At 66.3% G+C, this 24688-nt stretch carries 25 protein-coding genes; 16 read left to right on the forward strand and 9 right to left on the reverse strand.

Going from position 1 to position 24688, the window contains the following annotated elements; all coding sequences use genetic code 11:
* Positions 1–50 precede the first annotated feature (50 nt).
* Positions 51–371, forward strand: a complete 321-nt coding sequence (locus AC6JAM_RS09320; protein WP_134164888.1) for a hypothetical protein — start codon at positions 51–53, stop codon at positions 369–371.
* Positions 368–1360, forward strand: a complete 993-nt coding sequence (locus AC6JAM_RS09325; RefSeq protein WP_056392461.1) for a serine/threonine-protein kinase — start codon at positions 368–370, stop codon at positions 1358–1360. The genes AC6JAM_RS09320 and AC6JAM_RS09325 overlap by 4 nt, the downstream gene beginning before the upstream one ends.
* Here AC6JAM_RS09325 and AC6JAM_RS09330 read toward each other — a convergent pair.
* A complete protein-coding gene (locus AC6JAM_RS09330) occupies positions 1357–2034 on the reverse strand; it encodes a histidine phosphatase family protein (RefSeq protein ID WP_497934519.1) in 678 nt (225 codons plus the stop codon). The genes AC6JAM_RS09325 and AC6JAM_RS09330 overlap by 4 nt on opposite strands.
* A gap of 133 nt (positions 2035–2167) precedes the next feature.
* Positions 2168–3610: an adenylosuccinate lyase gene (gene purB, locus AC6JAM_RS09335; protein WP_056392462.1), complete on the reverse strand. Its 1443-nt coding sequence runs from the start codon at positions 3608–3610 to the stop codon at positions 2168–2170.
* 167 nt (positions 3611–3777) lie between these two features.
* Here purB and AC6JAM_RS09340 point away from each other — a divergent pair, with 167 nt between their 5' ends.
* Both AC6JAM_RS09340 and AC6JAM_RS09345 read left to right on the forward strand, forming a co-directional pair.
* Positions 3778–4080 (forward strand): hypothetical protein, encoded by a 303-nt coding sequence (locus AC6JAM_RS09340; RefSeq protein ID WP_056392466.1) that lies wholly within the window; start codon positions 3778–3780, stop codon positions 4078–4080.
* On the forward strand, positions 4080–5426 hold the full coding sequence (locus tag AC6JAM_RS09345) for an alpha/beta hydrolase (protein WP_223993108.1): 1347 nt from the start codon (positions 4080–4082) through the stop codon (positions 5424–5426). Before AC6JAM_RS09340 ends, AC6JAM_RS09345 begins: the two co-directional genes overlap by 1 nt.
* Before the next feature lie 31 nt (positions 5427–5457).
* Here AC6JAM_RS09345 and AC6JAM_RS09350 read toward each other — a convergent pair whose 3' ends face one another.
* Both AC6JAM_RS09350 and AC6JAM_RS09355 read right to left on the reverse strand, forming a co-directional pair.
* Entirely contained in the window at positions 5458–6366 is a 909-nt protein-coding gene (locus tag AC6JAM_RS09350) for a hypothetical protein (protein WP_497934520.1), read from the reverse strand.
* 195 nt (positions 6367–6561) lie between these two features.
* Positions 6562–6987, reverse strand: coding sequence for a phage holin family protein (locus tag AC6JAM_RS09355; protein WP_018769761.1), 426 nt, complete (start codon positions 6985–6987; stop codon positions 6562–6564).
* A gap of 105 nt (positions 6988–7092) precedes the next feature.
* Here AC6JAM_RS09355 and AC6JAM_RS09360 point away from each other — a divergent pair, with 105 nt between their 5' ends.
* The 5 genes from AC6JAM_RS09360 to AC6JAM_RS09380 all read left to right on the forward strand — a co-directional run bounded on the left by AC6JAM_RS09360 (position 7093) and on the right by AC6JAM_RS09380 (position 12684).
* Positions 7093–8211: a histidinol-phosphate transaminase gene (locus tag AC6JAM_RS09360; protein WP_018769760.1), complete on the forward strand. Its 1119-nt coding sequence runs from the start codon at positions 7093–7095 to the stop codon at positions 8209–8211.
* A 150-nt stretch (positions 8212–8361) separates the two neighbouring features.
* The gene (pdhA, locus tag AC6JAM_RS09365) at positions 8362–9594 is read left to right on the forward strand and encodes a pyruvate dehydrogenase (acetyl-transferring) E1 component subunit alpha (protein WP_018769759.1); all 1233 of its coding nucleotides are present in this window, start codon (positions 8362–8364) and stop codon (positions 9592–9594) included.
* The gene (locus AC6JAM_RS09370) at positions 9594–10574 is read left to right on the forward strand and encodes an alpha-ketoacid dehydrogenase subunit beta (protein WP_018769758.1); all 981 of its coding nucleotides are present in this window, start codon (positions 9594–9596) and stop codon (positions 10572–10574) included. Before pdhA ends, AC6JAM_RS09370 begins: the two co-directional genes overlap by 1 nt.
* A gap of 7 nt (positions 10575–10581) precedes the next feature.
* Positions 10582–12051 (forward strand): dihydrolipoamide acetyltransferase family protein, encoded by a 1470-nt coding sequence (locus AC6JAM_RS09375; RefSeq protein ID WP_056392469.1) that lies wholly within the window; start codon positions 10582–10584, stop codon positions 12049–12051.
* Between the two features lie 15 nt (positions 12052–12066).
* The gene (locus AC6JAM_RS09380; RefSeq protein WP_026265843.1) at positions 12067–12684 is read left to right on the forward strand and encodes a phosphatase PAP2 family protein; all 618 of its coding nucleotides are present in this window, start codon (positions 12067–12069) and stop codon (positions 12682–12684) included.
* A gap of 4 nt (positions 12685–12688) precedes the next feature.
* Here AC6JAM_RS09380 and AC6JAM_RS09385 read toward each other — a convergent pair whose 3' ends face one another.
* From AC6JAM_RS09385 to AC6JAM_RS09405, 5 genes are all read right to left on the reverse strand, one after another.
* Positions 12689–13024, reverse strand: a complete 336-nt coding sequence (locus AC6JAM_RS09385; protein WP_018769754.1) for a hypothetical protein — start codon at positions 13022–13024, stop codon at positions 12689–12691.
* A 179-nt stretch (positions 13025–13203) separates the two neighbouring features.
* Positions 13204–13632 carry a universal stress protein gene (locus AC6JAM_RS09390; protein WP_018769753.1) on the reverse strand — a complete coding sequence of 143 codons (429 nt, stop codon included), beginning with the start codon at positions 13630–13632 and terminating at the stop codon, positions 13204–13206.
* Between the two features lie 43 nt (positions 13633–13675).
* On the reverse strand, positions 13676–14968 hold the full coding sequence (locus AC6JAM_RS09395; protein WP_497934521.1) for an aminotransferase-like domain-containing protein: 1293 nt from the start codon (positions 14966–14968) through the stop codon (positions 13676–13678).
* Positions 14969–15037: 69 nt separating this feature from the next.
* The gene (locus tag AC6JAM_RS09400) at positions 15038–15604 is read right to left on the reverse strand and encodes a GerMN domain-containing protein (RefSeq protein ID WP_223993104.1); all 567 of its coding nucleotides are present in this window, start codon (positions 15602–15604) and stop codon (positions 15038–15040) included.
* Between the two features lie 317 nt (positions 15605–15921).
* Positions 15922–16479 carry an NAD(P)H-dependent oxidoreductase gene (locus tag AC6JAM_RS09405; protein WP_018769750.1) on the reverse strand — a complete coding sequence of 186 codons (558 nt, stop codon included), beginning with the start codon at positions 16477–16479 and terminating at the stop codon, positions 15922–15924.
* 119 nt (positions 16480–16598) lie between these two features.
* On the opposite strand from AC6JAM_RS09405, the gene AC6JAM_RS09410 reads away from it, so the two are divergent.
* From AC6JAM_RS09410 to AC6JAM_RS09440, 7 genes are all read left to right on the forward strand, one after another.
* Positions 16599–17210 (forward strand): TetR/AcrR family transcriptional regulator, encoded by a 612-nt coding sequence (locus tag AC6JAM_RS09410; protein WP_442781094.1) that lies wholly within the window; start codon positions 16599–16601, stop codon positions 17208–17210.
* A 136-nt stretch (positions 17211–17346) separates the two neighbouring features.
* Positions 17347–17475 carry a hypothetical protein gene (locus AC6JAM_RS09415; protein WP_018769748.1) on the forward strand — a complete coding sequence of 43 codons (129 nt, stop codon included), beginning with the start codon at positions 17347–17349 and terminating at the stop codon, positions 17473–17475.
* A 90-nt stretch (positions 17476–17565) separates the two neighbouring features.
* Positions 17566–18549, forward strand: a complete 984-nt coding sequence (locus tag AC6JAM_RS09420) for an ABC transporter permease (RefSeq protein ID WP_018769747.1) — start codon at positions 17566–17568, stop codon at positions 18547–18549.
* A 2-nt stretch (positions 18550–18551) separates the two neighbouring features.
* Entirely contained in the window at positions 18552–19541 is a 990-nt protein-coding gene (locus AC6JAM_RS09425; RefSeq protein ID WP_018769746.1) for an ABC transporter permease, read from the forward strand.
* Positions 19538–21736, forward strand: a complete 2199-nt coding sequence (locus AC6JAM_RS09430; RefSeq protein ID WP_495635025.1) for an ABC transporter ATP-binding protein — start codon at positions 19538–19540, stop codon at positions 21734–21736. Before AC6JAM_RS09425 ends, AC6JAM_RS09430 begins: the two co-directional genes overlap by 4 nt.
* A 49-nt stretch (positions 21737–21785) precedes the next feature.
* Positions 21786–23501, forward strand: coding sequence for an ABC transporter family substrate-binding protein (locus AC6JAM_RS09435; protein ID WP_497934522.1), 1716 nt, complete (start codon positions 21786–21788; stop codon positions 23499–23501).
* Between the two features lie 124 nt (positions 23502–23625).
* The gene (locus AC6JAM_RS09440; protein ID WP_134164895.1) at positions 23626–24687 is read left to right on the forward strand and encodes a Gfo/Idh/MocA family protein; all 1062 of its coding nucleotides are present in this window, start codon (positions 23626–23628) and stop codon (positions 24685–24687) included.
* The last annotated feature ends 1 nt before the right edge of the window (position 24688 follow it).

Genomic DNA, 24688 nt, shown 5'->3' on the forward strand with positions numbered 1-24688 from the left:
AGTTATATGTAAGCTTACGATTGTTCCCAAAGTTGCTTCCCAACGGAGTCGTGAGTGTGTTGGTTACTTTCACCGAAGTTTCACCGCCTGAACCCCGCTTGGCCGGGGCGGTCCTGACAAGCGACCTGCTGGAATCCACCTTGGACGGCACCACTGCGCCGCAGGGAGATCCGGCAGTCCACTGTGGTGCCGCCATGCAGCTCGTGACGCCGGCTGTGGGATGGCACCGCGCCAGCTACACCTTCACGCCGGCCGACGCAGGGGGTACGGAGCTTCCGCCCGTGTGGCGCTGCGCCTGCGGATTCCAGCTGGATGCCTGGCAGCCGGCCGATGTCCGCGCCACGCACACCTCTGCTGCCCTTTCAGCATGAGCATCGCCGGGACGGCAGCGCCTGTACTGCCGCTCAGCCCGCAGAAACCTGGCCCGGACGGTCTCATTGCCGGGCGCTACCAGCTCAGGGAACGCCTGGGCCGCGGGTCCGCTGCCGAAGTCTTCCGTGCGGTTGACCTGGAGGGCGGTCCTGATGCCGCAGTCAAGATCGCGGCAGTCAACGGCCGGAAGCAGCACCAGCGCATCCGCAATGAAGCAAGCGTGCTGGCGGGGCTCAACCACCCGTCCATCGTGCGGCTGCTGGCCCAGGGCGTCATGCCCGACGGCGGGCGCCATTCCGGGCGCCCCTTTCTGGTGGAGGAACTTGCGTTGGGCGCGAGCTTGGCCGAAACCATCCGGCTGCAGAATCCGGGGCCCGGGGATGTTGCACTCTGGGCACAGGGTTTCTTCCGTGCACTGGCGCACCTTCACTCCAGCGGGCTTGTGCACCGGGACATCAAGCCTGCCAACCTGATGCTGAGCGGGCTGCGCAGGAGTCCGGTCCGGATCATCGATTTTGGAATCGCCGCCGCGGCGGGGTCGGCTCCCGAGCCCGGAATTTCCTCCGGCACCGTGCATTACATGAGCCCCGAGCAGGCCTCCGGCGGCACGGCTGACCCCTCCTGGGATGTGTACGCCATGGGCCTGGTCCTGCTGGAGCTTCTCACCGGCTCCAAGGCGTTTCCGGGCACCGCCATCGAATCCCTTGTGGCCAGGACCCTGCGGTCACCGGATGTTCCGGACCACCTCGGTGAATGGGCCATCCTGCTGCGGTCCCTGACAGCCATGGATCCCGTCGAACGGCCGACGGCGGCAAGCGCCGCGGGGATGGCAGCACGGCTGATCCCCGCGGCCCCGGTGCAGGCCCAAGACAGCCGGCCCGGCGGGGACGACCAGCGCAGCCGTGTAAGTCAGCGCGTGGAGCCGGGTGCCGTCCCGTGCAAGGCAATGCGCATCTTCTCTCCCCGGCGCCACCGGCAGCAGATCTAGGGGGCGCCCGCGTCCCGCCCTGTCGGGTCCTCGGCGGTCGGGTCCGCCAGGGCGAGGCCGCCCACCGGGCTGCCGTCCCAATGGATCAGGTTCCAGCCGGCACGCGGGTCGCCCTCCAACGCCACGATCCCGGTATTGGCAAGGACATGGCGGGCGGCGAACTCGTGGTCAACGCCGTCGGCCCGCAACCCGGCCCACGTGCGGATGGCTGCACCATGGCTGACGACCGCAACGGTGCCGTGCTGGTGATGTTCGGCCCGCTCCACCACCCGGGCGATGGCACCGTCAAACCGTTCGAAGAAGGCGTGGCCGTCCGGACCCGCCGGCATGCGGAGATCCAGGTCCCCGGCGGCCCAGGAGATGACCGTCCCCATGTAGCGCTTGTGGGATTCGTGGTCGGTGAGCTTCTCCAGCGATCCGGCCTCGATTTCGTGCAGCCCTTCCAGCACTTCGACATCGAGGGTCTGCAGCCGCGCCAGCGGGGCGGCGGTGATCTGGGTCCTGATCAGCGTTGAGGCGTAGAGGGCCCCGATGCGTTCGTTGGCCAGGGCCCGCGCCATGGCCTCCGCCTGGCGCTCGCCCAGTTCGGTCAGCCCAGGGCCGGGATGGTCGGTATCAAGCTGGCCCAGCACGTTGCCGGGGGTTTCGCCGTGGCGGATCAGGAGCAACTTCATGATCCCAGTTTCGCACTCCGGAATGCTGCCGGCGTACGGCCGGAACGGGCGTCACATCGCCGGGGTCGCAGAAAGGCGCCGGGCCCTGGGGAGCCCGGCGCCGCCGTCGTAATCTTCTGCGTTGGTGCGGAGCCTACTTCAGGTGGTCCACCAGCTGGTCAGCGATGCCCGTGTACTTGCCCGGGGTAAGGGCAAGGAGGCGTGCCTCGGCATCTGGGGAAAGGCCCAGTCCCTGAACGAACTCGCGCATGCGCGCTGCGTCGACGCGCTGGCCGCGGGTGAGGTCCTTGAGGCGCTCGTACGGGTTCTCCATGCCTTCGACGCCGGCAATCGCCTCCGCGCGCATGACCATCTGGATGGCTTCACCCAGCACTTCCCAGTTGGTGTCCAGGTCCGCCGCCAGCACGTCCCCGGCAACGTCCAGGCGCTCCAGGCCCTTGGCCACGTTGGAGATGGCGAGAAGGGAATGGCCGAACGCCACGCCGATGTTTCGCTGGCTGGAGGAGTCGGTCAGGTCGCGCTGCCAGCGGGAGGTGACCAGCGTCGCGCCCAGCGTGTCCAGCAGGCCGTTGGAGATCTCCAGGTTGGCCTCGGCGTTCTCGAAGCGGATGGGGTTCACCTTGTGCGGCATGGTGGACGAACCCGTCGCGCCGGCCACCGGAATCTGGGCGAAGTAGCCGATGGAGATGTAGCTCCAGATATCCGTGCAGACGTTGTGCAGGATGCGGTTGAAGCGTGCCACGTCGGCGTAGAGCTCTGCCTGCCAGTCGTGGCTCTCGATCTGCGTGGTCAGCGGGTTCCAGGTCAGGCCCAGCCCCTCCACGAAGGTCTGGGACACCTGCTGCCAGTCAGCGCCCGGGACGGAGGCCACGTGCGCGGCGTAGGTGCCCGTGGCACCGTTGATCTTGCCCAGGTACTGCGTCTTTTCGATCCGGTCCAGCTGGCGGGTCAGGCGGTGCGCGATGACAGCCAGCTCCTTGCCCAGGGTGGTGGGCGTGGCCGGCTGGCCGTGGGTCCGGGACAGCATGGGGACGGCGCGGTTGTCTTCCGCCATCCTGCTGATCTGTTCCACCAGGGCGCGGGCGGCGGGCAGCCACACATCCTCCACGGCGCCCTTGATGCCCAGCGCGTAGGAAAGGTTGTTGATGTCCTCGGAAGTGCAGCCGAAGTGGACCATGGCGGTCAGGTTTTCGATGCCGATAGCGGGCAGCCGGCGGCCGATGTAGTACTCCACGGCCTTCACGTCATGGACGGTGACGGCCTCGATCTCTGCGAGTTCGGCTACCGAGGCGGCGTCGAATTCGGTGACGATGGCGCGGAGCTGGTCCTGCTGCTCCTTGCTGAGGGGACCGGCTCCCGGCAGGACGTTGTTGCTGGTCAGGTGGATGAGCCATTCAACTTCCACAGCCACCCGGTCGCGGTTCAGGGCGGCCTCGGACAGGTAGTCCACGAGGGGGGCGACGGCGGACTGGTAACGGCCGTCCAGGGGTCCGAGCGCGATTTTTTCCGATGACGCGGCGAGGGCCAGGCGTCCTGAGGGCGTACGGGTATCAGCTGTGGCGGCAGTTTCAGGCATGTGCTGATTCTTTCATGAAGTCCGGCACCGCCTTAAGCCGGGCAGCCACGTTACTTGTCCACATAGCCGACGGCGGTGCTTACCCCGCGGGGGCTGCCTGCCTAGCGTTGGACACAGCAGGGAGATGGCGAAACATCTGGCCGGGAAGGCCGTGACGGGAAGCTGGCATGGGGAACGATCTGACGGACGGGATATGGGGCAACGGGCTGGGCGTCAGCCTTGAAGTCCAGGAACTGGGGCGAAGGGTGGCGCAGTGCTGTCACACGGCGGAAGAGGTGCTCGCAGGATTCCACGACATCCAGTTGGCGAACTGGGAATCACCTGCCGGGCAGGCATACCGCGATTCGGTCAGCCTGCAGGCGGTGGCGGTCCGCAGGGCGCTTGACCGGGTGCGGGAGGCGTCTGCCGCGGTGGCCGCGCACGCCAGCGCAGCATTGACGGCCGAGTGCTCGCCGGGCAGCCGGTTCTGATGGCCGATGTGACGCCCTCCGGTTCAGGAGGTCCCATCCACGTTTCACCACCGCCCCCGGACGGCATCCTGACCATTTCCGGTGGCGTGGGTGGAATCACCGTCCAGCTGGAGGAACTGGATGCGGGGGCCGCGAAGCTCGATGGACTCGCTGGCCGTCTCGCCGCCATCGAGGCGGAGCTTTTCACGGTCTGGCGGGAGCTTGGTGAGTACCAGAACCAGCCGCGAACCACGGGGACTGCAGCGCTTATTGCCGTGGGGGAGTCAAGGGAGGCGGTCCTCAGGGTCCGGCTGGAGCTCCAGCGGATCAGCGGCCAGGTACGGAGCTGCAGGTGGGATTACCAGATGGCCGAATCCATTGCCCACACGCAGTGGATGCTGGGCCTGTCGAATCCGGACGTTGAGCTCCGGAAGCATGTGGACTTCTGGCGGACGGGATTCCTCAATGGGGATGCCATGGAGATGCTGGTGGCCAATGCCGTCACCACCCTTCCCTTGATCAAGTCTCTGGTCGAAGGCGTCAACCCCGCGCTGCGTCCGGGCCCGGTGACGGCCAGGCAGGAAGAGCGCGTGCCCATCGACCTCGACGCCACCCCCGCCGGGCTGCTTGAACGGGTCAGGCTGGTGGAGGAGCGCGGCAGTGGCTACATCGAAGTCATCGAGGTGGACAACGGAGGCGGAAAGGCCTACGTGGTGGTGGTTCCGGGAACCCAGGTCCATGACGAAGACGAAGGCACCAACCCGTTCGATCTTGCCGGAATCGTCGACGGCCTGGGCAGCAATTCCCGGCAGGTGAATGCCGCAGTCCTGCAGGCACTCCGGGAGGCCGGCGCCGAGCCGGGAGCGGACGTCGTTGCGGTGGGGTACAGCCAGGGCGGAATCCATGCCATGAACCTGGCGGCGGACAAGGAGTTCCTCAAGGAGTACGACATGAAATACGTCCTGACTGCGGGATCGCCCATTTCGCGCATAACGCCTCCCCCCGATGTCAGCACTCTTCACCTGGAACACCGCACGGACTGGGTGCCCGGCAGCGATGGCCTGGACAACCGGGATGCCAGGAACCAGGTCACGGTGACCGTGAACAACGACCTCTACGTGCGCGGGGGAGAAGACGCCGGACTGGGGCCGGGCCACCGCCTCACCGGCTATGAGGAGGCAGCCCGCCTGGTGGGCGCCAGCAAGGACCCGTCCCTGGCCCAGTCCACGGCGGTGCTGGGCGGGGTCCTGGGTGCCGGCGGTGCTGCCACTGCCACCAGGTTTTCCCTGTCCAAGCCGCCACCGCCTCCTCTTCCCAGGGAACGCAGGGACCCCTTTTCGGGGCGGCCGCAGCCGGGTGCCAGGTAAAACTTGCATCCAGCCAAAGCAGGGCAGGGCCTCAGGAGATCTGGGCGGCGTGCATTTCCGCGAACCTCTTGGTGCGCGTCTTTCCCTGCGGGTCCGGCTGCGGGGCGGGCTTCGGGGCCGGCGCCGGCACGGCGGCTGTGCACCGGTAGTCGTAGTCCAGGTCGCCTTCGGTGAACTGGGTCAGCGTGACGGTCCCGCCCGGCGCCAGGGGGGAAGCCGAGCAGTATTCGCGGGCAGAGTCCGTGGATTCCGCACCCGCCAGCCAGTTCCTCAGCCGGTAGAGGTTGCTGCCGGGGCCCACTTCCCCCACAATTTCACCGAATTGATAACCGGTGGAATAGATCCCCACGTCCAAGCCAGTGCCCTCCAGGAACGCGGTCATGCCCTCCAGCTCCGCAGCATTGGCGGTCTTGTCCCACAGCCAGCTGTTTCCGGTTTCAACATCCAGCCACCACATGCGCCGCAGCTCCCCGGCGCCCGAATCCTTCAGGATGGCAACGTCATTGGCGGCCATGGCGTACCCGTGCACGTAGGCGCAGGCAGGTGCCCCCGTGCCGTCACACACTCCGTAGGGGTTGCTGACGTCCATGCCACGGTAGTTGTTGCTCGCAGGCCACCACACCGACTCCACCGGTCCTGTTGCGGCGGTGTTCACGTACACCGCCGCCGGAGTTCCCCCGGCGGCATCCGACGTCTGGTCCGCCCACGCCAGTTGGGCAGCCAGGCATGGGTTGACGGTGTCCGGCCGTCCCCCGTTGACGCCCACGATTGCGAATGCCGGGGGTGCGGGGAGGTCTGCGCCGCACTGGGGCCAGGAGATGTCGTTGCCAAGCGCGGTCATGCTCCGCGGTGCCGGCCCTGTTTCGGCGTCTGCTTGTGCCGGGCCTGCCTGCCACGCCAAAAGCAGGCAGGCGGCAAGCAGGAATCTCATGGGCTTCATGCGTGGGCCCCCCGTGGTCCGGAACTGACAGCAACAGGGCCTCTGGAGGCCCCGGTTCGCAGCCTAAGCGGCCCGTCCGGCAGGGGTCATGGGTGGCGGGTACTGCTGTTTTGGGAGCTGGGTGGCGAAACGGCACCTGCCGGGTACCTGTTTCCGCCCGCCTTCCTACTTAGAGGCTGGATCCCGGACCCGGGGTCAGCGCCTGCCGCCCGGGAGCAAACCTGCCACCAGTGAGACCAGGGAGATGATGATCGCCGCCAGGACGGCGGTCCAGAAGAAGGAATCGATAGTGAGGTGCACCGGTGTGTAGCCGCTGATCCAGGCTGTCAGGTACAGCATGGCGGCGTTGATGACGATCGCGAACAGGCCCAGGGTCAGGATGGTGATGGGAAGCGCCAGGAGTCTGACCAGCGGCCGCACGAAGGCGTTCACCACCCCGAAGATGAGGCCGATGAAGAGGTAGGCCAGGACGATCCCGATGGCATCGGTGTCCTGTGAAATACCGCTGCGGGCCACGGCATCCGATGCCGCCGTGCTGGAGATGTCCATGCCCGGCAGGATCCAGCTGGCCACCCAAAGAGCTGCGGCATTGACGATGACCCGGAGGATGAATGAACCCATGGCACCATGCTTCCACAAGGTGCTGATGTGCGGCCGGCAGCGTGCCCTGAATTTCGGTGCATGGTCCCCCGATTCCCGTGGGGGCTTGGAAGTAGGCTAGAAGCCATGACCTCATCTGAGACCAGGGCAGGCGGCATTGCACCCCGCCCGGTGCTGGAGCGGCTGCCCCGCTACGCTGCAGGAAAGCCACCGGCCGCCGTCAGCGGGCTGGCCAGCTACAAGCTGTCGTCCAACGAGAACCCGCTGCCCCCGATTCCGGCCGTCCTCGAGGCGATCGCCCGGCAGCGGGACTTCAACCGGTACCCGGATCCGCTGAGCAGCAGGCTCCGCGCGGCGCTGGCGGAATTCCTTGGCGTGCCCGCCGAGGACATCGTCACCGGCGCCGGGAGTTTGGGCGCACTGAACCAGATTCTGGCTGCCTTTGCGGGCCAGAACGAGGACGGCAAGGCGGACGAGGTCATCTATGCGTGGCGTTCCTTTGAGGCGTACCCCATCAGCGTGGGCCTGGCAGGTGCGGAAAGCGTGCGCATCCCCGTGACCGCGGACGGACGGCATGACCTGGAAGCGATGGCGGCTGCAGTAACGGCCCGCACCAAAGTCATCCTTCTCTGCACGCCCAACAATCCCACGGGCCCGGCACTCGGCGCTGCTGAAACCGAAGCCTTTATCCGTTCCGTGCCGGCGGACGTGGTGGTGGTCATCGACGAGGCCTACCAGGAGTTCGTCAGGGCCCAGGACGCCGTTGAGGGGATCGACCTCTACCGCAAATACCCCAACGTGGTGGTTTTGCGGACCTTCTCCAAAGCCCACGGACTGGCCGGCCTTCGGGTGGGCTACAGCGTCTCCCAACCGGAACTGACGCAGTACCTCCGCGTTGCCGCCACCCCGTTCGCCGTGTCCCAAATTGCCGAGGACGCAGCAATTGTTTCCCTTGGGAATTACGCCCAGGTTGTGGAAAGGGTACAAAAGCTCGTGGACGAGCGGGCGCGGGTAACCGCCGGCCTGAAGGAGCTCGGATGGGCCGTCCCGGATGCCCAGGGCAACTTCGTATGGCTGGCACTCGGTCCTGAAAGTTCAGCCTTTGCGGAGCTGGCGGGGACGCGTGCCCTTTCCGTGCGGGCCTTCCCCGGGGAGGGCGTCCGGGTCAGTATCGGGGAACCCGAGGCCAACACCCGGTTCCTCCAGTTGTGTGCCGACTATACAAAGGCACCGGCAACTTCCTAGCACTTAACAAGTAGCCCTCCCGCTACTTACCGAAGATAAAGTTAGGATCAGTAAGCCAATGTATATGCCGCAAAGGGAATGTATTCCTTTTGAGGCATATATCCCAGCGACATTTGCATTGCATCCGGATGCGGCAAGCAAGGAGACGGTATGGGCACTCATCTGCCTTCCACCGAGTTCGACGGAACAGCGGTAGACGATCAGCGGGAAGCCGATGCTGAAGCCGTCATGGGCGAGCCCGCGGCCCAGATGGTGCAGCTGCTCGGCCCCGACGGGAAGCTCGGCAGCGATCCGGTCTTCAGCGGCTACGCGGACAAACTGACCCCGGAGGACCTGCGTGGGCTGTATGGGGACATGGCCGCTATCCGCCGGTTCGATATTGAAGCCACCGCCCTCCAGCGCCAGGGCCAACTGGCACTGTGGGTACCGTTGACCGGCCAGGAGGCAGCGCAGATTGGCTCGGGCCGTGCCAGCCAGCCGCAGGACTACATTTTCCCCACGTACCGGGAGCACGGCGTCGCGCTGACCCGCAACGTGGACCTGGCCGAACTCCTGCGCCAGTTCCGCGGAGTTTCCAACGGCGGCTGGAACCCCAAGGACACCAACTTCCACCTGTACACCCTGGTCCTGGCTGCCCAGACCCTCCACGCCGTGGGCTACGCGATGGGGATCCAGCGCGACCAGAAGCTCGCCGCCGCCACGGATGCGGCCAATGAGCAGCCGAACGCCGCCGTCATCGCCTACTTCGGTGACGGCGCCAGCTCGGAAGGTGACGTGCACGAGTCCATGGTGTTCGCCTCCTCCTACAAGGCGCCGGTGGTGTTCTTCTGCCAGAACAACCACTGGGCCATCTCCGTACCCACCAACGTCCAGACCCGGGTTCCGCTGTCCAACCGCGCCAAGGGCTATGGTTTCCCGGGGATCCGGGTGGACGGCAACGACGTGATCGCCGTGCATGCAGTCACCGAATGGGCCCTGGAGCATGCCCGCCAGGGCAACGGACCCGTCCTGATCGAGGCCTTCACCTACCGGGTGGGCGCGCACACCACCGCCGACGACCCCACGAAGTACCGCCCGTCGACGGAAGAAGACGCATGGCGGGCCAAGGATCCGCTGACACGGCTCGAGAAGTACCTGCGTGCCGAAGGCCTGGCGGACGACGACTTCTTCGCCAAGGTCAAGGCCGACGGCGACGAGCTGGCCGCGTATGTCCGGCGCACCGCCCATGATCTTGAAAACCCGGACATCCGGCAGGCCTTCGCCAACGTCTATGCCCAGGCGCATCCGCTGGTGGCCGAGGAACTGGCATGGTTCGAGGAGTACAGCGCAGGATTCGCCGGCGAGGAAGAAGCCGCCGCGCAGGAAGCAAAGGCAGGCCACTGATGACCACCATGACCATTGCCAAGGCCATCAACGAGGGCCTCCGGGCCACCCTGGCGGCAAACCCCAAGTCGCTGCTGATGGGCGAGGACATTGGTCCCCTGGGTGGTGTGTACCGGGTGACCGACGGGCTGATCGGCGAGTTCGGCCCGGACCGCGTGGTGGACACCCCGCTGGCCGAATCCGGCATCATCGGCACCGCCATCGGCCTGGCCCTGCGCGGCTACAGCCCCGTCTGCGAGATCCAGTTCGACGGCTTCGTCTTCCCCGGCTTCAACCAGATCACCACCCAGCTGGCCAAGATGCACGCCCGCAGCCACGGCAACCTTACGGTTCCCGTCGTCATCCGCATCCCGTACGGCGGCGGCATCGGCTCCGTGGAGCACCACTCCGAGTCCCCCGAGGCGCTGTTCGCGCACACGGCAGGCCTGCGCATCATCACCCCTTCCAACCCGCACGACGCCTACTGGATGATCCAGCAGGCCGTGGAATGCCAGGACCCGGTGATCATCTTCGAACCCAAGCGGCGCTACTGGCTCAAGGGCGACGTCGACGTTGACGCTCCGGGCCCCTCGGAGGACCCCTTCAAGGCCCACGTGCTGCGTGAGGGTACTGATGCCACCATTGTTGCCTACGGCCCCCTGGTTCCCGTGGCGCTTGCGGCCGCCAACGCCGCGGCGGAGGACGGCAGGAGCGTTGAGGTCATCGACCTCCGGTCCATCTCGCCGATCGATTTCGACACCGTCACCGCCTCCGTCCAGAAGACCGGACGGCTGATCGTGGCGCACGAGGCGCCCACCTTCGGTGGAATCGGCGGCGAAATCGCCGCCCGCATCAGTGAACGTGCCTTCCATTCGCTCGAGGCCCCGGTGATCCGCGTTGGCGGATTTCACATGCCCTATCCCGTTGCCAAGGTGGAGGAAGACTACCTTCCGGACATCGACCGCATCCTGGAGGCGCTGGACCGCGCCCTCTCCTACTGAGGACACCATGACCCTGAACAAGTTCAACCTGCCCGATGTCGGCGAGGGCCTCACCGAAGCGGAAATCGTCTCCTGGAAGGTCAAACCGGGCGACGCCGTCGCCATCAATGACGTCCTCTGCGAGATCGAAACCGCCAAGTCCATCGTGGAACTGCCGTCCCCGTTCGCCGGGACGGTCACCGAACTGCTGGTGGGGGAAGGGGTGACCGTGGACGTCGGCACGGCCATCATCAGCGTCAGCGACCACGTGTCCGGCGATCCCACACCCGCTGACGTCCGTGCACCGGAAGCACCAGTGCAGCCGCTCTACGGCAAGCTCCCGCAGGATGCGGCAGTGGACACAACGGCCGACGGCGGCGCTGGCGGAAGTGCCCCGGCCGCCGGCCCGCTGGTGGGGTCCGGCCCCAAGGCCGACGCGGTCAAGCGGCGCCCGCGGAAAACGGCGCCGGCCGCTGCCGTGACGGTCAATGCCCCGCAGGTTGAACCTGTCCAGCCGGGCACGCCGGCTGCAGTGTCCGCCACCGAACCCGCGGCCGTCGACAACCGTCCTACCCTTGGCGGTACCATCACGGGCCTGGTCAACCGGGTCCTGGCCAAGCCGCCCGTCCGGAAAATTGCCCGTGACCTGGGCATCGACCTGGCAGATGTTGTTGCCACCGGTTCACGGGGTGAAGTAACGCGCGAGGACCTGGTCAGCTACCAGTCTCAGCGCGATGCCGAGCTGGACAAGGCGGACGGCTTCTGGGGCAAGGCCGGAAAGCCGCAGGACCAGCGCGTGGAGCGGATTCCGGTCAAGGGCGTCCGCAAGGCCACCGCAAAGGCGATGGTGGAATCCGCCTTCGCAGCGCCGCACGTCAGCATCTTCGTGGACGTGGATGCCAGCCGCACCATGGAATTCGTCAAGCGGCTCAAGGCCTCCCGGGACTTCGAGGGCATCAAGGTCTCGCCGCTGCTCATCCTGGCCAAGGCCGTCATCTGGGCCGCGGCCCGGAACCCCAGCGTGAACGCGTCGTGGGTGGACAACGAAGACTCCGACACCGCTGAAATCCATGTCAAGCACTTCATGAACCTGGGGATTGCCGCCGCAACCCCGCGCGGCCTGATGGTCCCGAACATCAAGAATGCCCAGGACCTGTCCCTGAAGGAGCTGGCGCTGGCGCTGAACAACCTGGCCACCACCGCCAGGGCCGGGAAGACCCAGCCGGCCGAGATGCAGGGCGGCACGCTCACCATCACCAACATCGGTGCCCTGGGCATCGACACCGGCACGCCCATCATCAACCCGGGCGAGGTGGCCATCGTTGCTTTCGGAACCATCAAGCAAAAGCCCTGGGTCCTGGACGGTGAGGTGATTCCCCGCTGGATCACCACCTTGGGAGGATCCTTCGACCACCGCGTGGTGGATGGTGACCTGTCCGCACGCTTCATGGCCGACGTCGCAGCCATCCTGGAAGAGCCCGCGCTCCTGCTGGACTAGGGCCCGGACCAGGACGTGACGGTAAGCAGCGGCTCAATCCGGGCCAGGAACCACACCGCCAGGTGGCTGACTGAGGTCTTCCAGCCGCCGGTGGTGGTGAGCATCCAGCTGTTGATCAGCCCCCTGACGGAGGCAGGATTCCCCGGGACCATGGGTTACGGGGCGCTGGCGGCCCTCTTTGTGTGCGTGCTTCCGCTTGTGGTGCTGCTGGTGCTGGTCAGGCTGGGGAAGGTGACGGACCATCATGTGAGCGACCGCAGGCAGCGCGCCCCGGTGCTGCTGATGGCGCTGGCCTGCATTGCCGTGGGGCTGCTGGTGCTGGACACCGTGAACGCCCCGCAGAGCGTGACCGCCATGGTCCTGGCGGTGGTGGGCGGCGTGGCCGTGCTGGCAGTCGTCAGCCCGTTCTGGAAAATGAGCGGCCATGCCGCTGCAGTGTCCTGTGCCGCCGTCGTATTGGTGCTGATGCTTGGCGCGGCCTGGGCCCCGCTGCTGCTCCTGGTTCCGGCGGTGGGCTGGTCACGCGTTGTCCTGCGGGCGCATACCCCGGGGCAGGTGGTGGCAGGTTCGCTCTTTGGCGGAGTGGTGATGGCCGGGATCTGGTGGCTGCTCCAGGGCTGGCTGGTGGGCTGAACGCCTAGTACGCGGAGTAGGCCGTGAGGGCCTCAAGCAGGGCAGGATCAGCTGTGGTTCCCAGAACCACAGCGGCTGCGGTCATCAGGCCGCCCATCAGGGCCGCCATCCCGGCCCAGGCGCCCAGCAGCTTCCAGTCCTCGCGCAGGACGCTCCGCACGGTCTGGGGAAGCTCGAGTCCCGGCGCGATCAGGTTGGGGGCGCTGTCCAGGCTGCCGTCGTCAAGCAGCGCAACTACCCTGCCGTTGCTCCGGTCCACGCGCATGGAGGAGATGTGGTTTCCGTGGCGGGCCAGGAGGATGTCGTGGCCAACGAGCTGCCGGCGCTGCAAGGTGATCAAGGGGGAGCCCTTCGATGGGGGTGGATTTGTCAATGTCCACGCCTTTGGGGCCTTTTCCAATTTTATCGTTGGAGAACGCAGCGAAACCGGTTTCAGCCGGTGAGAACGGACACCCCCCGCAGCGACATGCACCACCACGGGGAGTGTCCGGCGTTACGCCGGCGGCCGGTCCTGACGGTTCAGTCGGCGTCGTAGGTGTTGGCGATGTACACGTCGCAGGGTGCGTTGTGGGCAACGCTGTTGGCCACGCTGCCAAGGACGCGCCCGATGCCGTGCATGCGCCGGTTGCCCACCACGATGATCCTGGCGTCCATGCGGATGGCTTCCTTGATGAGGGCGTCGGCCGGGCGCCCGCGCGCTGCCGAATACGTCACCGTGATGTCGCGGCCCAGCGATTCCGCCACCGTCCGGGCCACCTGCTCCGCGGCGTCCGCGTCGGAGACGATCCAGCGGTCGCTGCCGCTGCCGAACACCTCGGTCCGGTCGCTGTCGAAGGCGGACACGACGTGCAGGGAAGCGCCCAGGGCCGCAGCCAGGTCCCTGGCTGACTGCGCCGCCTTCTTCGCCGTCTCGCTGCCGTCAACCCCTACAACGATGATTCCAGCCATATGCATGCTCCTTTGCTAGGTTTCGGCACTCGTGTGGCTTACGCTACAGCGCGGCGATGGCTTCCTGCAGCACCGGCGCCAACCGGCGCACTCCCTCGGCGATGGCATCGGGTGGTACGGCGCTGAAGGCGAGCCTGAGCTTGTTGGACGGTTCGTCCGACGGCGTGAAGGCGGCGCCGGGGATAAACACGACGCCGGCATCGATCGCCTTGTGCAGCAATGGGTAGGTATCAACACCCTCCGGCAGCGTCACCCAGACGAAGAAGCCGCCCTGCGGGTTGGTCCAGGTGGTTCCCGCGGGCATGTATTCCCTGAGGGCGGCCAGCATGGCGCGGCAGCGCTCGGCGTACAGCCGGCGGTAGGTCTCGACCTGTCCCTTCCAGTCGTAGTCGCGCAGGTAGGCCGAGACAAGCATCTGGTTCAGGGCGGGCGGGCAGAGCGTCACGGCTTCGGCGGCCAAGTAGTAGCGGCGCTGCAGGTGCTCCGGCACGAGGGCCCAGCCAATGCGCAGGCCGGGCGCGAAGATCTTGGAGAATGATCCCAAATAGATGACATCGTCTGGGTTTGCGGCCCGTAAGGGAGCCAAGGGCTCCCCCTCGAAGCGGAGCAGGCCATAAGGGTTGTCCTCGAGGACAAGGATATTCGCCCTGCGGCATATATCGACCACCTGCTGCCGGCGTTCCCGGGCCAGGGTGATGCCGGATGGATTGTTGAAGTTGGGGATGGTGTAGAGGAACTTGATGCTCCTGCCCGCCAGCTGCAGGGCGGCGATCCGCGCCTCCAGCAGTTCCGGAACCAGGCCGTACTGGTCCATCTCCACGGTCTCCACCTGGACCTGGTATGCCTCGAACGTGTTCAGTGCGCCCACGTAGGTGGGGTCCTCCACCAGCACCACGTCGCCCGGATTGCAGAACAGCTTGGTGGCAACGTCCTGGGCGGACTGGGAACCTGCGGTGATCACCACGTTCTGCGGACGGGCATCCAGGATTCCTTCTGCAGCCATGACATCGCAGATCTGTGCCCGGAGTTCCGCTGTGCCCTGCCCGGCCCCGTACTGGAGGGCGGTAAGGCCGTCCTCCGCGATGATTTTCGCCGCCGTGGCTGCGAGCCGGTCCAGGGGGAGCGACTGCAGGTACGGGCTTCCCCCCGCCAGCGACACCAAGCCGGGCCGCATGGAGATGTCGAAGACATCCCTCACCGCCGACTGCCGGATGTTCGCCGCGCGCTCGGAGAACAGTTCCTCGTGCCGGTGTGCCGACGTTGCCGCCCGCTCGATTGCATCAATGGCTTCCGCCGGCAGCGTGCCTGCCGCGGTGTCAAGTGTCTCGTGGGTCACAGAGTCAGGATACAGCCAGTTGTTGCTCTAAAAGCAACATATGTTTATTACTGATTTACCGGCGGCCGGCTACTTCAGTTTCAGGGAGTCCGCCAGGGTCTTTCCGTTGATGTAGATATCAGCCCGGACTGCACCCACTGCCTCAAGGGCGGTCTGGGTGAGCTGGGCGTCAATGCGCGGAAGGTCGCAGGTTCCGCCGGGCTTCAGCGCGCCCGCCAGGTAGACCGTGACCGTGGTGCCGTCAAAGCTGCCGGACAGGAACTTCAGCCTGGAGCCGCCCAGCGCGTTGTACAGTCCATCCGCCTGCTGTCCGCCGTCAAGGAGCGCAGCGATTGCAGCCTTCAGCCGGCCATCCCCGGCGCCGGCCAGTGGGGCGGAGGCGACCAGGCTGTCATTGCAGCCAAAGCGGATACCGTGCCTCCCGCCGTCGTCCACCATCACGAAGTAGGCCGTTACCGGCGGGGCCGTGGCGGCGGCGCTGGCCCGGGGACCTGCGGGTGCCGCTGCCTGGGGCGTACTTTGCGGCCTTCCGGCCGGTCTTCCTTGCTCCGCCCCCGGAGGGCTGCTTTCCATCGTCGCCGGAAGGAGGGCCAGCGGCGCTGCGCTGGTTCCGGCATTTCCGCCGGTGGCAGGCACGGATGGCCCTTCCGGTTGGGGGAGAGGGGCGCTGCAAGCGCTGAGCAGCAGCGCAAGGCACCCTGCTGCCGCTGCCAGGCTGCCGCTGCCACCGCCGCCCCAACTCCGTCTCTTTGCCATGCGGCACGCAATCCCATCCGGTAGGTCCAGTGGATTAACGCTACGGCGGCCCTGGTCCGCGCAGATGTCCGGAAGGTACCGGTTGGGACAAGAGTTGGTCACGGCTGGGAAGTGCCCCTTAAGCCGGCAGCGCCCGGCATGCAAAGCTGCATGCCGGGCGCTGCCGGGCTCCCTAAGCTGCCAAGTGGCGCGGGAGGTTAGGCTGCCGGTGCTGCGGCGGCCAGGGTGTCGAAGATGCCCTTGATCTGCTCCACGATTTCGGCGTCGTCCTTCGGGTGGACCTCGGCGAAGCGGACCATGGAGCCCGGGACGGCCAGCTTGACGTCGTCGAGGATCTGCGCGCCGGCGATGCCGGCGGCCTTGCGTGCCTCATCCTGGGCCCACACGCCGCCGTACTGGCCAAATGCTGTACCGACGACGGCGGTCGGCTTGCCCGCCAGGGCGCCGGCACCGAAGGGGCGGGACAGCCAGTCAATGGCGTTTTTCAGGGCGGCGGGAACGGTGCCGTTGTGTTCGGGGGTGACCAGCAGGAGGGTGTCGGCCTCTTCGGCGGCGGCGCGCAGTGCCGCGGCGGCAGCCGGGACCTGGCCTTCCACGTCCAGGTCCTCGTTGTAAAAGGGGATGTTGCCCAGGCTCTCGTGGATCACCACGTCCACCTGCTCGGGCGCGTTGAGCTGGATGGCTTCCGCCAGCTTCTGGTTGGTGGACTCGGCGCGGAGGCTGCCGACAAGGGTAAGGACTGTGCTCTTGGTCATGGAATCTCCTGGCTAGGGTCGCGGCGGGGACCGCGTTCGGGTGAACAGAGGCTCATGGAGCCTTCACCGTACTAAACGGACCGCAGTCCGCTTATATTCCCGGTGGCTACACTGTCTGTGTGAGTTCCATCCCAGTGCGGCCGGGAATGACCCCGGTAACGGCCGCGGAACGCAGCGACGCTGCCCGGAACCGGGAACGTCTCCTGCTGGCTGCCCGGGAGCTGATTGCGCAGGGCGGAGCGGCGGCGCTCACCATGGACCGCCTCGCCGGGCACGCCGGGGTGGGCAAGGGCACGGTCTTCCGCCGCTTCGGCAGCCGCGCCGGACTGATGCTGACATTGCTGAACGATTCGGAGGCCGCCTTCCAGGCCCGCGTCCTGTTCGGCCCGCCGCCCCTGGGCCCAGGGGCTGCGCCGCTGGACCGGCTCATCGCCTTTGGCGCCGAGCGGATCGCTTACGTACTGGAATACGGCGACCTGGTCCTCGCTGCCGGACACGCCTCCCGCAGCAGGTTTGACGTCCCGGCCGCCGCCCTCTGGAACCGGCACGTGGAGATGCTCCTGCGCGAAGGCGGCTTCGAGTCCCCCGAACCGTGGCTGATGGCCGGATCCCTTAATGCCACCCTGGACCCCGAGCGGCTCCTGCACCTTGTCCGCGAACATGGGGTCACCAGTGAACGGCTGGCAACTTCCTGGCGCGATCTTGTCACACGCGTGGCGGGCGGCGCGTAGATTACGCGGTGGAACGCCCTTGCGTCCAGTCAAACCAACTTCACAGAACTATTCATAACGATCTGATACGGCCCGCCTGATTTCGGGGGATTGCGGCGCTTTTCCGGTGAATGCTTGTGATAGTTTCCTCTGGAATGTGACCCGCGACATAGTCCACCAGGACCTGCCCATGGGGCTGCGGGAGGCCAGCTACCCGCTGGTGCAGAACCCGGTGAGGCGGCACAACCCGTGCTTGTCCGGGGACGACGGAAGGATCCAGCAGTGATGGTTGACTTGGCCAGCGGCACGGCACGACATCGGACATTGGAGTGTTCCTCCGTCCAGCATCCGGCGGCGCGGCCAAAGAAATAGCCCCATGCTCAAGTACCTCGCCAAACGCGGCCTCACGTATGTGGTGATGATCTTCCTCACCACATCCGCCGGATACTTCCTGGCTGTCAGCTCGCTCAAGCCGGCGCTGCTCGAGCAGGAACGCATCCCCCGGCCCACCCCGGAGCAGGTGGCCAACTCCATGCGGCTGAAAGGCCTGGACCCGGACCTCAGCCCGTGGGAGCGCTACGTTGACTGGCTCACCGGGATCGTCACCCGCTGGGACTGGGGCCGGAGCCCCAACGGCGCCTACATCAACGCCGAGTTTGGGGACCGCGTCTGGATCTCCACCCGGCTCTTCCTGGCGTCCATCATCCTTACCCTGGTTATCGGCGTCGCGCTCGGCGTCTATTCGGCCGCACGGCAGTACAAGTTCCAGGACCGCGTCATCACGTCCTACAGCTACCTCGCATACATCGTGCCCGCGCCCATCGCGTACTTCCTGGTTCAGCTGGGAGCCATCAACATCAATGAGTCCGTGGGGGACCGGATCTTCTTCGTCACCGGCATCTCCACACCGGGCGTAGCGGCCGGCTGGCCCCAGGCCATGGACCTGGCCGCGCATTACGTGGTGCCTACGGTGGCCATCACACTCGTGGGCTGGGGCGCCTACCAGATTGCGCAGCGGCAGTACCTGCTGGACAACGTGAACGCCGACTTTGTCCGCACCGCCCGGGCCAAGGGGCTCAGCCGGAACCAGGCAATCGCCCGGCACGCCCTCCGCGTCTCCTTCATTCCGGTGGCCCAGAGCATCGCGTTCACCATCCCGGCCATCTTCGCCGGCGGCTTCTTTGCCGAAAAGATCTTTGCCTGGCCGGGTGTTGGCTCCTGGAGCATTGATGCCATCTCGCTGCAGGACGTCAACGCCGCCACGGCCACCCTGGCCTACGGCTCCGTGATCTTCGCCCTGGGCGCCATCCTGGCGGACTTCGCCACCACGCTTGTCGACCCGAGAGTGCGGGTGCAGTAGCCATGACCAACCTGAACGCCGTTGACCCGGCAGCCGTGGCGCAGGACGCGCACCTGGAGAGCGCCGACGTCGTCATCGGCAAAAACACCATTATCTTTCGCCGCTTCCTGCGGAACAGGACCGCAGTGGCGGGCCTGGCCATCTTCCTGGCCCTGACGGTTTTCTCGTTCATCGGGGGATTCTTCACCCCGTGGGACAAGGAAACCATCGACCCCTTCAACATCGGAATGCCGCCATCGGCCGACCACTTCCTCGGTACGTCCCAGGCCGGAATCGATCTCTACGCCATGACCGTCGAGGGCACCAGGATCTCCATCCTGATTGGCCTGGTGGTAGGCCTCGTGTCGGTCCTGATCGCCGCCGTCTACGGCTGCAGCATGGCCTACTTCGGCGGCAAGGTGGACAAGGTGATGCTGTTCATCCTGGAGGCCCTGATCATGATGCCGGCACTCCTGGTGGTGGCCGTCGCCACCAGCGGCGGCGCTGCGGGCCTCAAGCGGGACCTTCCCTCATGGCTGCTGCTCATCATCGTGCTGCTGGTATTCAGCTGGATGGGGACGGCCCGCCTGATCCGTTCCATGTCCATGTCCCTCATGCAGCGTGACTTCGTCAAGGCCGCCCAGTACATGGGCGTGCCGCCGCGGCGGATCGTCTGGCGCCACCTGGTTCCGAACATCGGCTCGCTGCTGATCCTGGACATCACCCGCGGGGTCACGGCGGCCATCCTCGCCGAGGTGGCCTTTTCCTTCATCGGCATCGGGATCAAGGTCCCGGACGTGAGCCTCGGCGTCCTGATCGGCGGTGCCACCTCCCAGGTGCAGACCTTCCCCTGGATGTTCTGGGTACCGCTGACCGTCATGTTCCTCCTGACCGGCTCGCTGGCCATGATGAACGACGGCCTGCGGGACGCCTTCGACCCCAGCTCCAGTTCCACCGGCAAGGCCAGGAAGGCCAAAGCCCGGACCATCCCCGCGGAAAAGAAGACGGCATGAGCAGCGAAACCACCACCGGAGCCATGGAACCCGCCCGGTCGGACGTGGAGCGCCTGCACGTGGCAGGACTGCACGCCCCTGCCGACGCAGTGCTGTCCGTCCGCGACCTGAATGTCCGCTTCAGTTCAGAGAACGGCGTGGTCCACGCCGTCAGGGGCGTCGACTTCGACCTGATGCCCGGCAAGACCCTGGGGATCGTTGGTGAATCAGGCTCCGGCAAATCGGTCACCTCGCTGGCCATCATGGGACTCCTCCCGCCCGCGGCCCAGGTCTCCGGCTCCGTCCGGCTCAACGGCAGGGAACTGCTGGGGCTGAGCGACAAGGCCATGTGCCAATTCCGCGGGAACGACCTTGCCATGGTGTTCCAGGACCCCCTCTCCTCCCTTACTCCCGTCTTCACGGTGGGCACCCAAATCATCGAAGCGCTGGCCATCCACCACCCCTCCATGAGCAGGAAGGCCAAGGAAGCCCGCGCCGTCGAGCTTCTCGCCATGGTGGGGATCCCCAGCCCCCGTGAACGGCTGAAAGCCTTCCCGCACGAGTTCTCCGGCGGCATGCGCCAGCGCGTCATGATCGCCATCGCCATCGCCAACAACCCGCGCGTCCTGATCGCGGACGAGCCGACGACGGCCCTGGACGTCACCATCCAGGCCCAGGTCCTCGAGGTGCTCCACGCGGCACAGGAGGAGACCGGTGCCGCCGTCGTGATGATCACGCACGACCTCGGCGTGGTGGCCGGGATGGCAGACGACATCATGGTCATGTACGCGGGCAAGCCGGTGGAAACCGGTGCCGTGGACGACATCTACTACAACCCGCGGATGCCCTACACCATGGGCCTGCTGGGCGCCGTGCCCCGGGTGGACGTGGCGGAGAAATCCTCGCTCGTCCCCATCGAGGGAATGCCGCCCAACCTGCTCCACGCCCCCACCGGATGCTCGTTCGCACCCCGCTGCCCCCTTGCCTCGGAGGCCTGCCTTGACGGCGAGCCCGCCCTCGCACCCGTCGACGGCGGCGCACTGCACCGTGCCGCCTGCATCAAGTCCGGATCGCTGGGCGGAACTGTGGATGTCCACGACGTGTTCGCCGCCCCGCCGGTGCCTGTGTCCCGCTTCGACGCCATCCCCCGTGCCCAGCGGGACACCGTGCTGAGGCTCAAGGACGTGCGGAAGCATTTCCCGCTGACCAGGGGCGCCTTGATCAAGCGCAGGATCGGCACGGTCAAGGCCGTGGACGGCGTGACCTTTGATATCCGCGAAGGTGAATGCTTCTCCATCGTGGGCGAGTCCGGATCGGGAAAGACCACCACGCTCCTGGAGATCATGGAGTTCCATCCGGACCAGGACGGCGAGGTGGTGATCGGCGGGCTCAGCAACAAGCAGGCTGCCGACGCAAAGACCAAAGCCAGGATGCGCCGCGAGCTCCAGATGGTGTTCCAGGATCCCACCGGCGCCCTGGATCCCCGGTTCACGGTGTACGAGGTCCTTGCCGAACCCCTGCAGAACGCGGGCATGGACCGGGCGGCCACCAGGAAGCGGATCATGGAGCTGATGAAGCTCGTGGGCCTGCAGCCGGACCACGTCAACCGCTTCCCCAACCAGTTCTCCGGCGGCCAGCGCCAGCGGATCGGGATCGCCCGGGCGTTGGCCGTGAACCCCAAGCTGGTGGTTTTGGACGAACCCGTCTCCGCCCTGGACGTATCGGTCCAGGCCGGCGTGATCAACCTCCTGGACCACCTGCGCGCCGAACTGGGCCTGAGCTACCTGCTGGTGGCGCACGACCTCTCCGTGGTGCGCCACATCTCCAACCGGGTGGCGGTGATGTACTTGGGCAAAATCGTGGAGATCGGTGCCGTGGACCGGGTGTTCGACAACCCCCGGCACCCTTACACCCGCGCGCTCCTCTCCGCCATTCCCGTTCCGGACCCCCAGCTGGAACGCACCCGCGAACGCATCATCCTGCAGGGTGACCTGCCCTCGCCGCTGCAGGCACCCAAAGGCTGCAACTTCGCCACCCGTTGTCCTGTCTTCGCGGCGTTGCCGCCGGCCAAGCAGGAAAAGTGCCTCACCCTGGAACCGCCCCTGGAAGCTGCGGCATCCGCCGCGGACCAGCAGTTCGCCTGCTTCTTTCCGGATGGGGAACTGGATGAGGACATGCTGGTGGTCCACGAACCGGCGGACCACCATGCGCCCTAGGACTTCTCGACCCACAAGCACCACCACTCGCACCAATGAAGGGAAAACCATGAGGAAACTGAACAGGATCGGCGGAGCTGCGGCTGTTGCTGCGGCCCTGGCGCTGACGGCCTGCGGCGGTGGCGGTGCCAGCGGCCCCGAAACGGCCAAGGGACAGGAGTCGGGAAGCGACCTGGCCAAGCTGATCAGCATCAACGAGAAGCCGGCTGCCGACCTGCAGCAGGGCGGCAAGGTTACCCTTCCGTTGGGCAACATCGGGCCGGACTTCAACGGGTTCTCCAACAACGGCAACAGTGCGGACAACTCAGCGCTGCAGGTTCCCATGAACCCGGTCGCCATGAACGGCGGCGGCATGGGCGGCTGCTGGAAGGTGGACTTCAAGGGCAAGGTCACGCCGAACACGGATTTCTGCGAGTCAGTGGACAGCGTGGTCAAGGACGGCAAGCAGACCATCACCATCAAGGTGAACCCCAAGGCCACCTACAACGACGGCACCCCGATCGACGTCAAGGCCTTCAAGAACACCTGGAACATCCTCAAGAGCCCGGATGCCGGCTACGACATCGTCAGCTCGGGCGCCTACGAGTTCGTTGACTCCGTCGAAGCGGGCAGCAACGACAAGGAAGTCATCGTCAAGACCAGCCAGCCGGTCTTCCCGGTGGATTCGCTGTTCTTCGGACTCATCCACCCCGCCGTCAACACCCCCGAAATCTTCAATGAGGGCTTCAACGGCAACCTGCACCCCGAATGGATGGCAGGTCCCTTCAAGCTGGACCAGTACGACACCGCCGCCAAGACCGTCACCATGGTGCCGAACGACAAGTGGTGGGGCCAGAAGCCGGTCCTTGCCAACGTGACCTTCCGGCAGCTGGAAACCAGCGCCCAGATCGCCGCGTTCAAGAACGGCGAGATTGACGCGATGTCGGCCAACACCATCTCCCTCTACAAGCAGCTGGACGGCACCAAGGACTCCGACATCCGCCGCGGCCAGCGGCTGTTTGCCGGCGGCCTGAACCTGAACGCCCAGCGCATCACCGACGTCAACGTCCGCAAGGCCATCTTCGCCGCCGTCGACCGTGAAGCCCTGCGCAAGGTCCGCTTCAACGGGTTGAACTGGGAGGAGCCCAGCTCCGGTTCCATGATGCTCCTGCCGTTCTCGGACTACTACCAGGACAACTACCCGGTCAAGGAAACCGGCGCGGACGCCGCCAAGAAGGTCCTCACCGACGCCGGCTACACGGCCAACGCCAACGGGATCATGGAGAAGGACGGCAAGCCCGCCGCCTTCAAGATCAGCAACTTTGGCGACGACCCCACCACCCTGGCAGTGGCCCAGACGCTCCAGAAGCAGCTCCAGGCCGGCGGCATGGATGTCGGGATTGACCAGCGCGCCTCCGCCGACTTCGGCAAGGTCCTGGGCAGCCGTGAGTTCGACCTGAGCATCTCCGGCTACACGGTTGGTCCGGACGCCACCGATGCCGTCAAGCAGTACTACGACTCCAAGACCAACGAGAACAAGCTGGGCGACGCCGAGCTGGACAAGAAGATTGCCGACCTCGCCTCGATCGAGGACAACGCCGCCCGCAACAAGGCAGCCATGGATGTGGAGAAGGAGCACATGGCCAAGTACTACTCCATGGGCGTGGTCTTCAACGGCCCGCAGATCTCCTTCGTCCGCACCGGCCTGGCCAACTACGGCCCGTCCCTCTTCAAGAGCCTCTCGCAGGTTCCGGACTGGACCACCATCGGCTGGGAAAAGAAGTAACGTCCCTCCCGCGGCAGTAGCCGCACAACGCCGAAAGACGGCACCCCTGGTGACCAGGGGTGCCGTCTTTCGGCGTTGTGCGGATCTTGTTCGACGTCGCCACGCCAGGGGTAGCGTTGGTTCCATGACCGGAACTGAAGGCGACCAGCGCACCATCCGTACCGCCGTCGTCGGCTATGGGCTCGCCGGCAGCGTGTTCCACGCGCCGTTGCTCGCGGCCAACAGCAGCTACTCGCTGGACGCCGTGGCCACGTCCGACGCCGGGCGGAGGGCGGCTGCCTCATCCAGGCTTCCAGGGGTGGAGGTAATGCGGGACGGGGCCGCCGTCCTTAAGCGGGCAGCCGACCTTGACCTGGTGGTCCTGGCGACGCCGCCCGCGACGCATCATTCGCTGGCCAAGGCAGCGTTGGAAGCGGGGCTGGACGTGGTGGTGGACAAGCCATTTGCGGTCACCAGCGGGCAGGGGCAGGAACTGATCGACCTGGCGCGGCAGCTGGGCCGCGTGCTCACGGTGTTCCACAACCGGCGGTGGGACGGGGACTTCCTCACGCTGCGAAAGCTGCTGGCCGCGCAGTCGCTGGGAAGCGTCACCAGGTTCGAGTCGCGTTTCGAACGCTGGTCCCCGGCCATCAGCAAAGCCTGGAAGGCCCGGGCCACAGCCGTCGACGGGGGAGGCATCCTGTTTGATCTTGGCAGCCACCTGATTGACCAGGCGCTGCAGCTGTTCGGCCCGGCCGCCGTGCTCCACGCCGAGCTGAAGGCGCGGCGCTCGGATGAGCGGACCGATGATGACGTCTTCCTGGTCCTGCGGCACGATTCGGGGGTGACCAGCCACCTGACCATGAACATGCTGTGCGCGCAGCAGGGTCCGCGCTTCCGGGTGCTGGGCTCGATAGGCGGCTTCACCAAGAACGGTGTGGACCCCCAGGAGCCCTACATGGCGGCCGGCGGCAGCCCCCTGGATCCCGCCTACGGCCAGGAGGCGCCGGAGTGGGCCGGCCTCTTGGGCCGCGACGGCCACCTGGACCGGCTCCCCACCGAACGCGGCGCGTACCCCGAGTTCTACCGGATCCTGGCGGACAAGATCCTCGACGGCGGCACCGCGTCGGCCCGTCCCCTCCCGGTAGACCCGGAGGACGCGGTCGCGGCCCTGAAAATCATGGAAAAAGCGCGCGAACTGGCTTAGG

This window comes from Arthrobacter sp. GmRoot5-12 (assembly GCF_059739365.1).

Coding starts and splice junctions, on each gene's coding strand:
- AC6JAM_RS09325 (WP_056392461.1), top strand. CDS start 368: ATGAGCATCGCCGGGACGGCAGCGCCTGTACTGCCGCTCAGCCCGCAG.
- AC6JAM_RS09330 (WP_497934519.1), bottom strand. CDS start 2,034: ATGAAGTTGCTCCTGATCCGCCACGGCGAAACCCCCGGCAACGTGCTG.
- purB (WP_056392462.1), bottom strand. CDS start 3,610: ATGCCTGAAACTGCCGCCACAGCTGATACCCGTACGCCCTCAGGACGC.
- AC6JAM_RS09340 (WP_056392466.1), top strand. CDS start 3,778: ATGGGGAACGATCTGACGGACGGGATATGGGGCAACGGGCTGGGCGTC.
- AC6JAM_RS09345 (WP_223993108.1), top strand. CDS start 4,080: ATGGCCGATGTGACGCCCTCCGGTTCAGGAGGTCCCATCCACGTTTCA.
- AC6JAM_RS09350 (WP_497934520.1), bottom strand. CDS start 6,366: ATGAAGCCCATGAGATTCCTGCTTGCCGCCTGCCTGCTTTTGGCGTGG.
- AC6JAM_RS09355 (WP_018769761.1), bottom strand. CDS start 6,987: ATGGGTTCATTCATCCTCCGGGTCATCGTCAATGCCGCAGCTCTTTGG.
- AC6JAM_RS09360 (WP_018769760.1), top strand. CDS start 7,093: ATGACCTCATCTGAGACCAGGGCAGGCGGCATTGCACCCCGCCCGGTG.
- pdhA (WP_018769759.1), top strand. CDS start 8,362: ATGGGCACTCATCTGCCTTCCACCGAGTTCGACGGAACAGCGGTAGAC.
- AC6JAM_RS09370 (WP_018769758.1), top strand. CDS start 9,594: ATGACCACCATGACCATTGCCAAGGCCATCAACGAGGGCCTCCGGGCC.
- AC6JAM_RS09375 (WP_056392469.1), top strand. CDS start 10,582: ATGACCCTGAACAAGTTCAACCTGCCCGATGTCGGCGAGGGCCTCACC.
- AC6JAM_RS09390 (WP_018769753.1), bottom strand. CDS start 13,632: ATGGCTGGAATCATCGTTGTAGGGGTTGACGGCAGCGAGACGGCGAAG.
- AC6JAM_RS09405 (WP_018769750.1), bottom strand. CDS start 16,479: ATGACCAAGAGCACAGTCCTTACCCTTGTCGGCAGCCTCCGCGCCGAG.
- AC6JAM_RS09420 (WP_018769747.1), top strand. CDS start 17,566: ATGCTCAAGTACCTCGCCAAACGCGGCCTCACGTATGTGGTGATGATC.
- AC6JAM_RS09425 (WP_018769746.1), top strand. CDS start 18,552: ATGACCAACCTGAACGCCGTTGACCCGGCAGCCGTGGCGCAGGACGCG.
- AC6JAM_RS09430 (WP_495635025.1), top strand. CDS start 19,538: ATGAGCAGCGAAACCACCACCGGAGCCATGGAACCCGCCCGGTCGGAC.
- AC6JAM_RS09435 (WP_497934522.1), top strand. CDS start 21,786: ATGAGGAAACTGAACAGGATCGGCGGAGCTGCGGCTGTTGCTGCGGCC.
- AC6JAM_RS09440 (WP_134164895.1), top strand. CDS start 23,626: ATGACCGGAACTGAAGGCGACCAGCGCACCATCCGTACCGCCGTCGTC.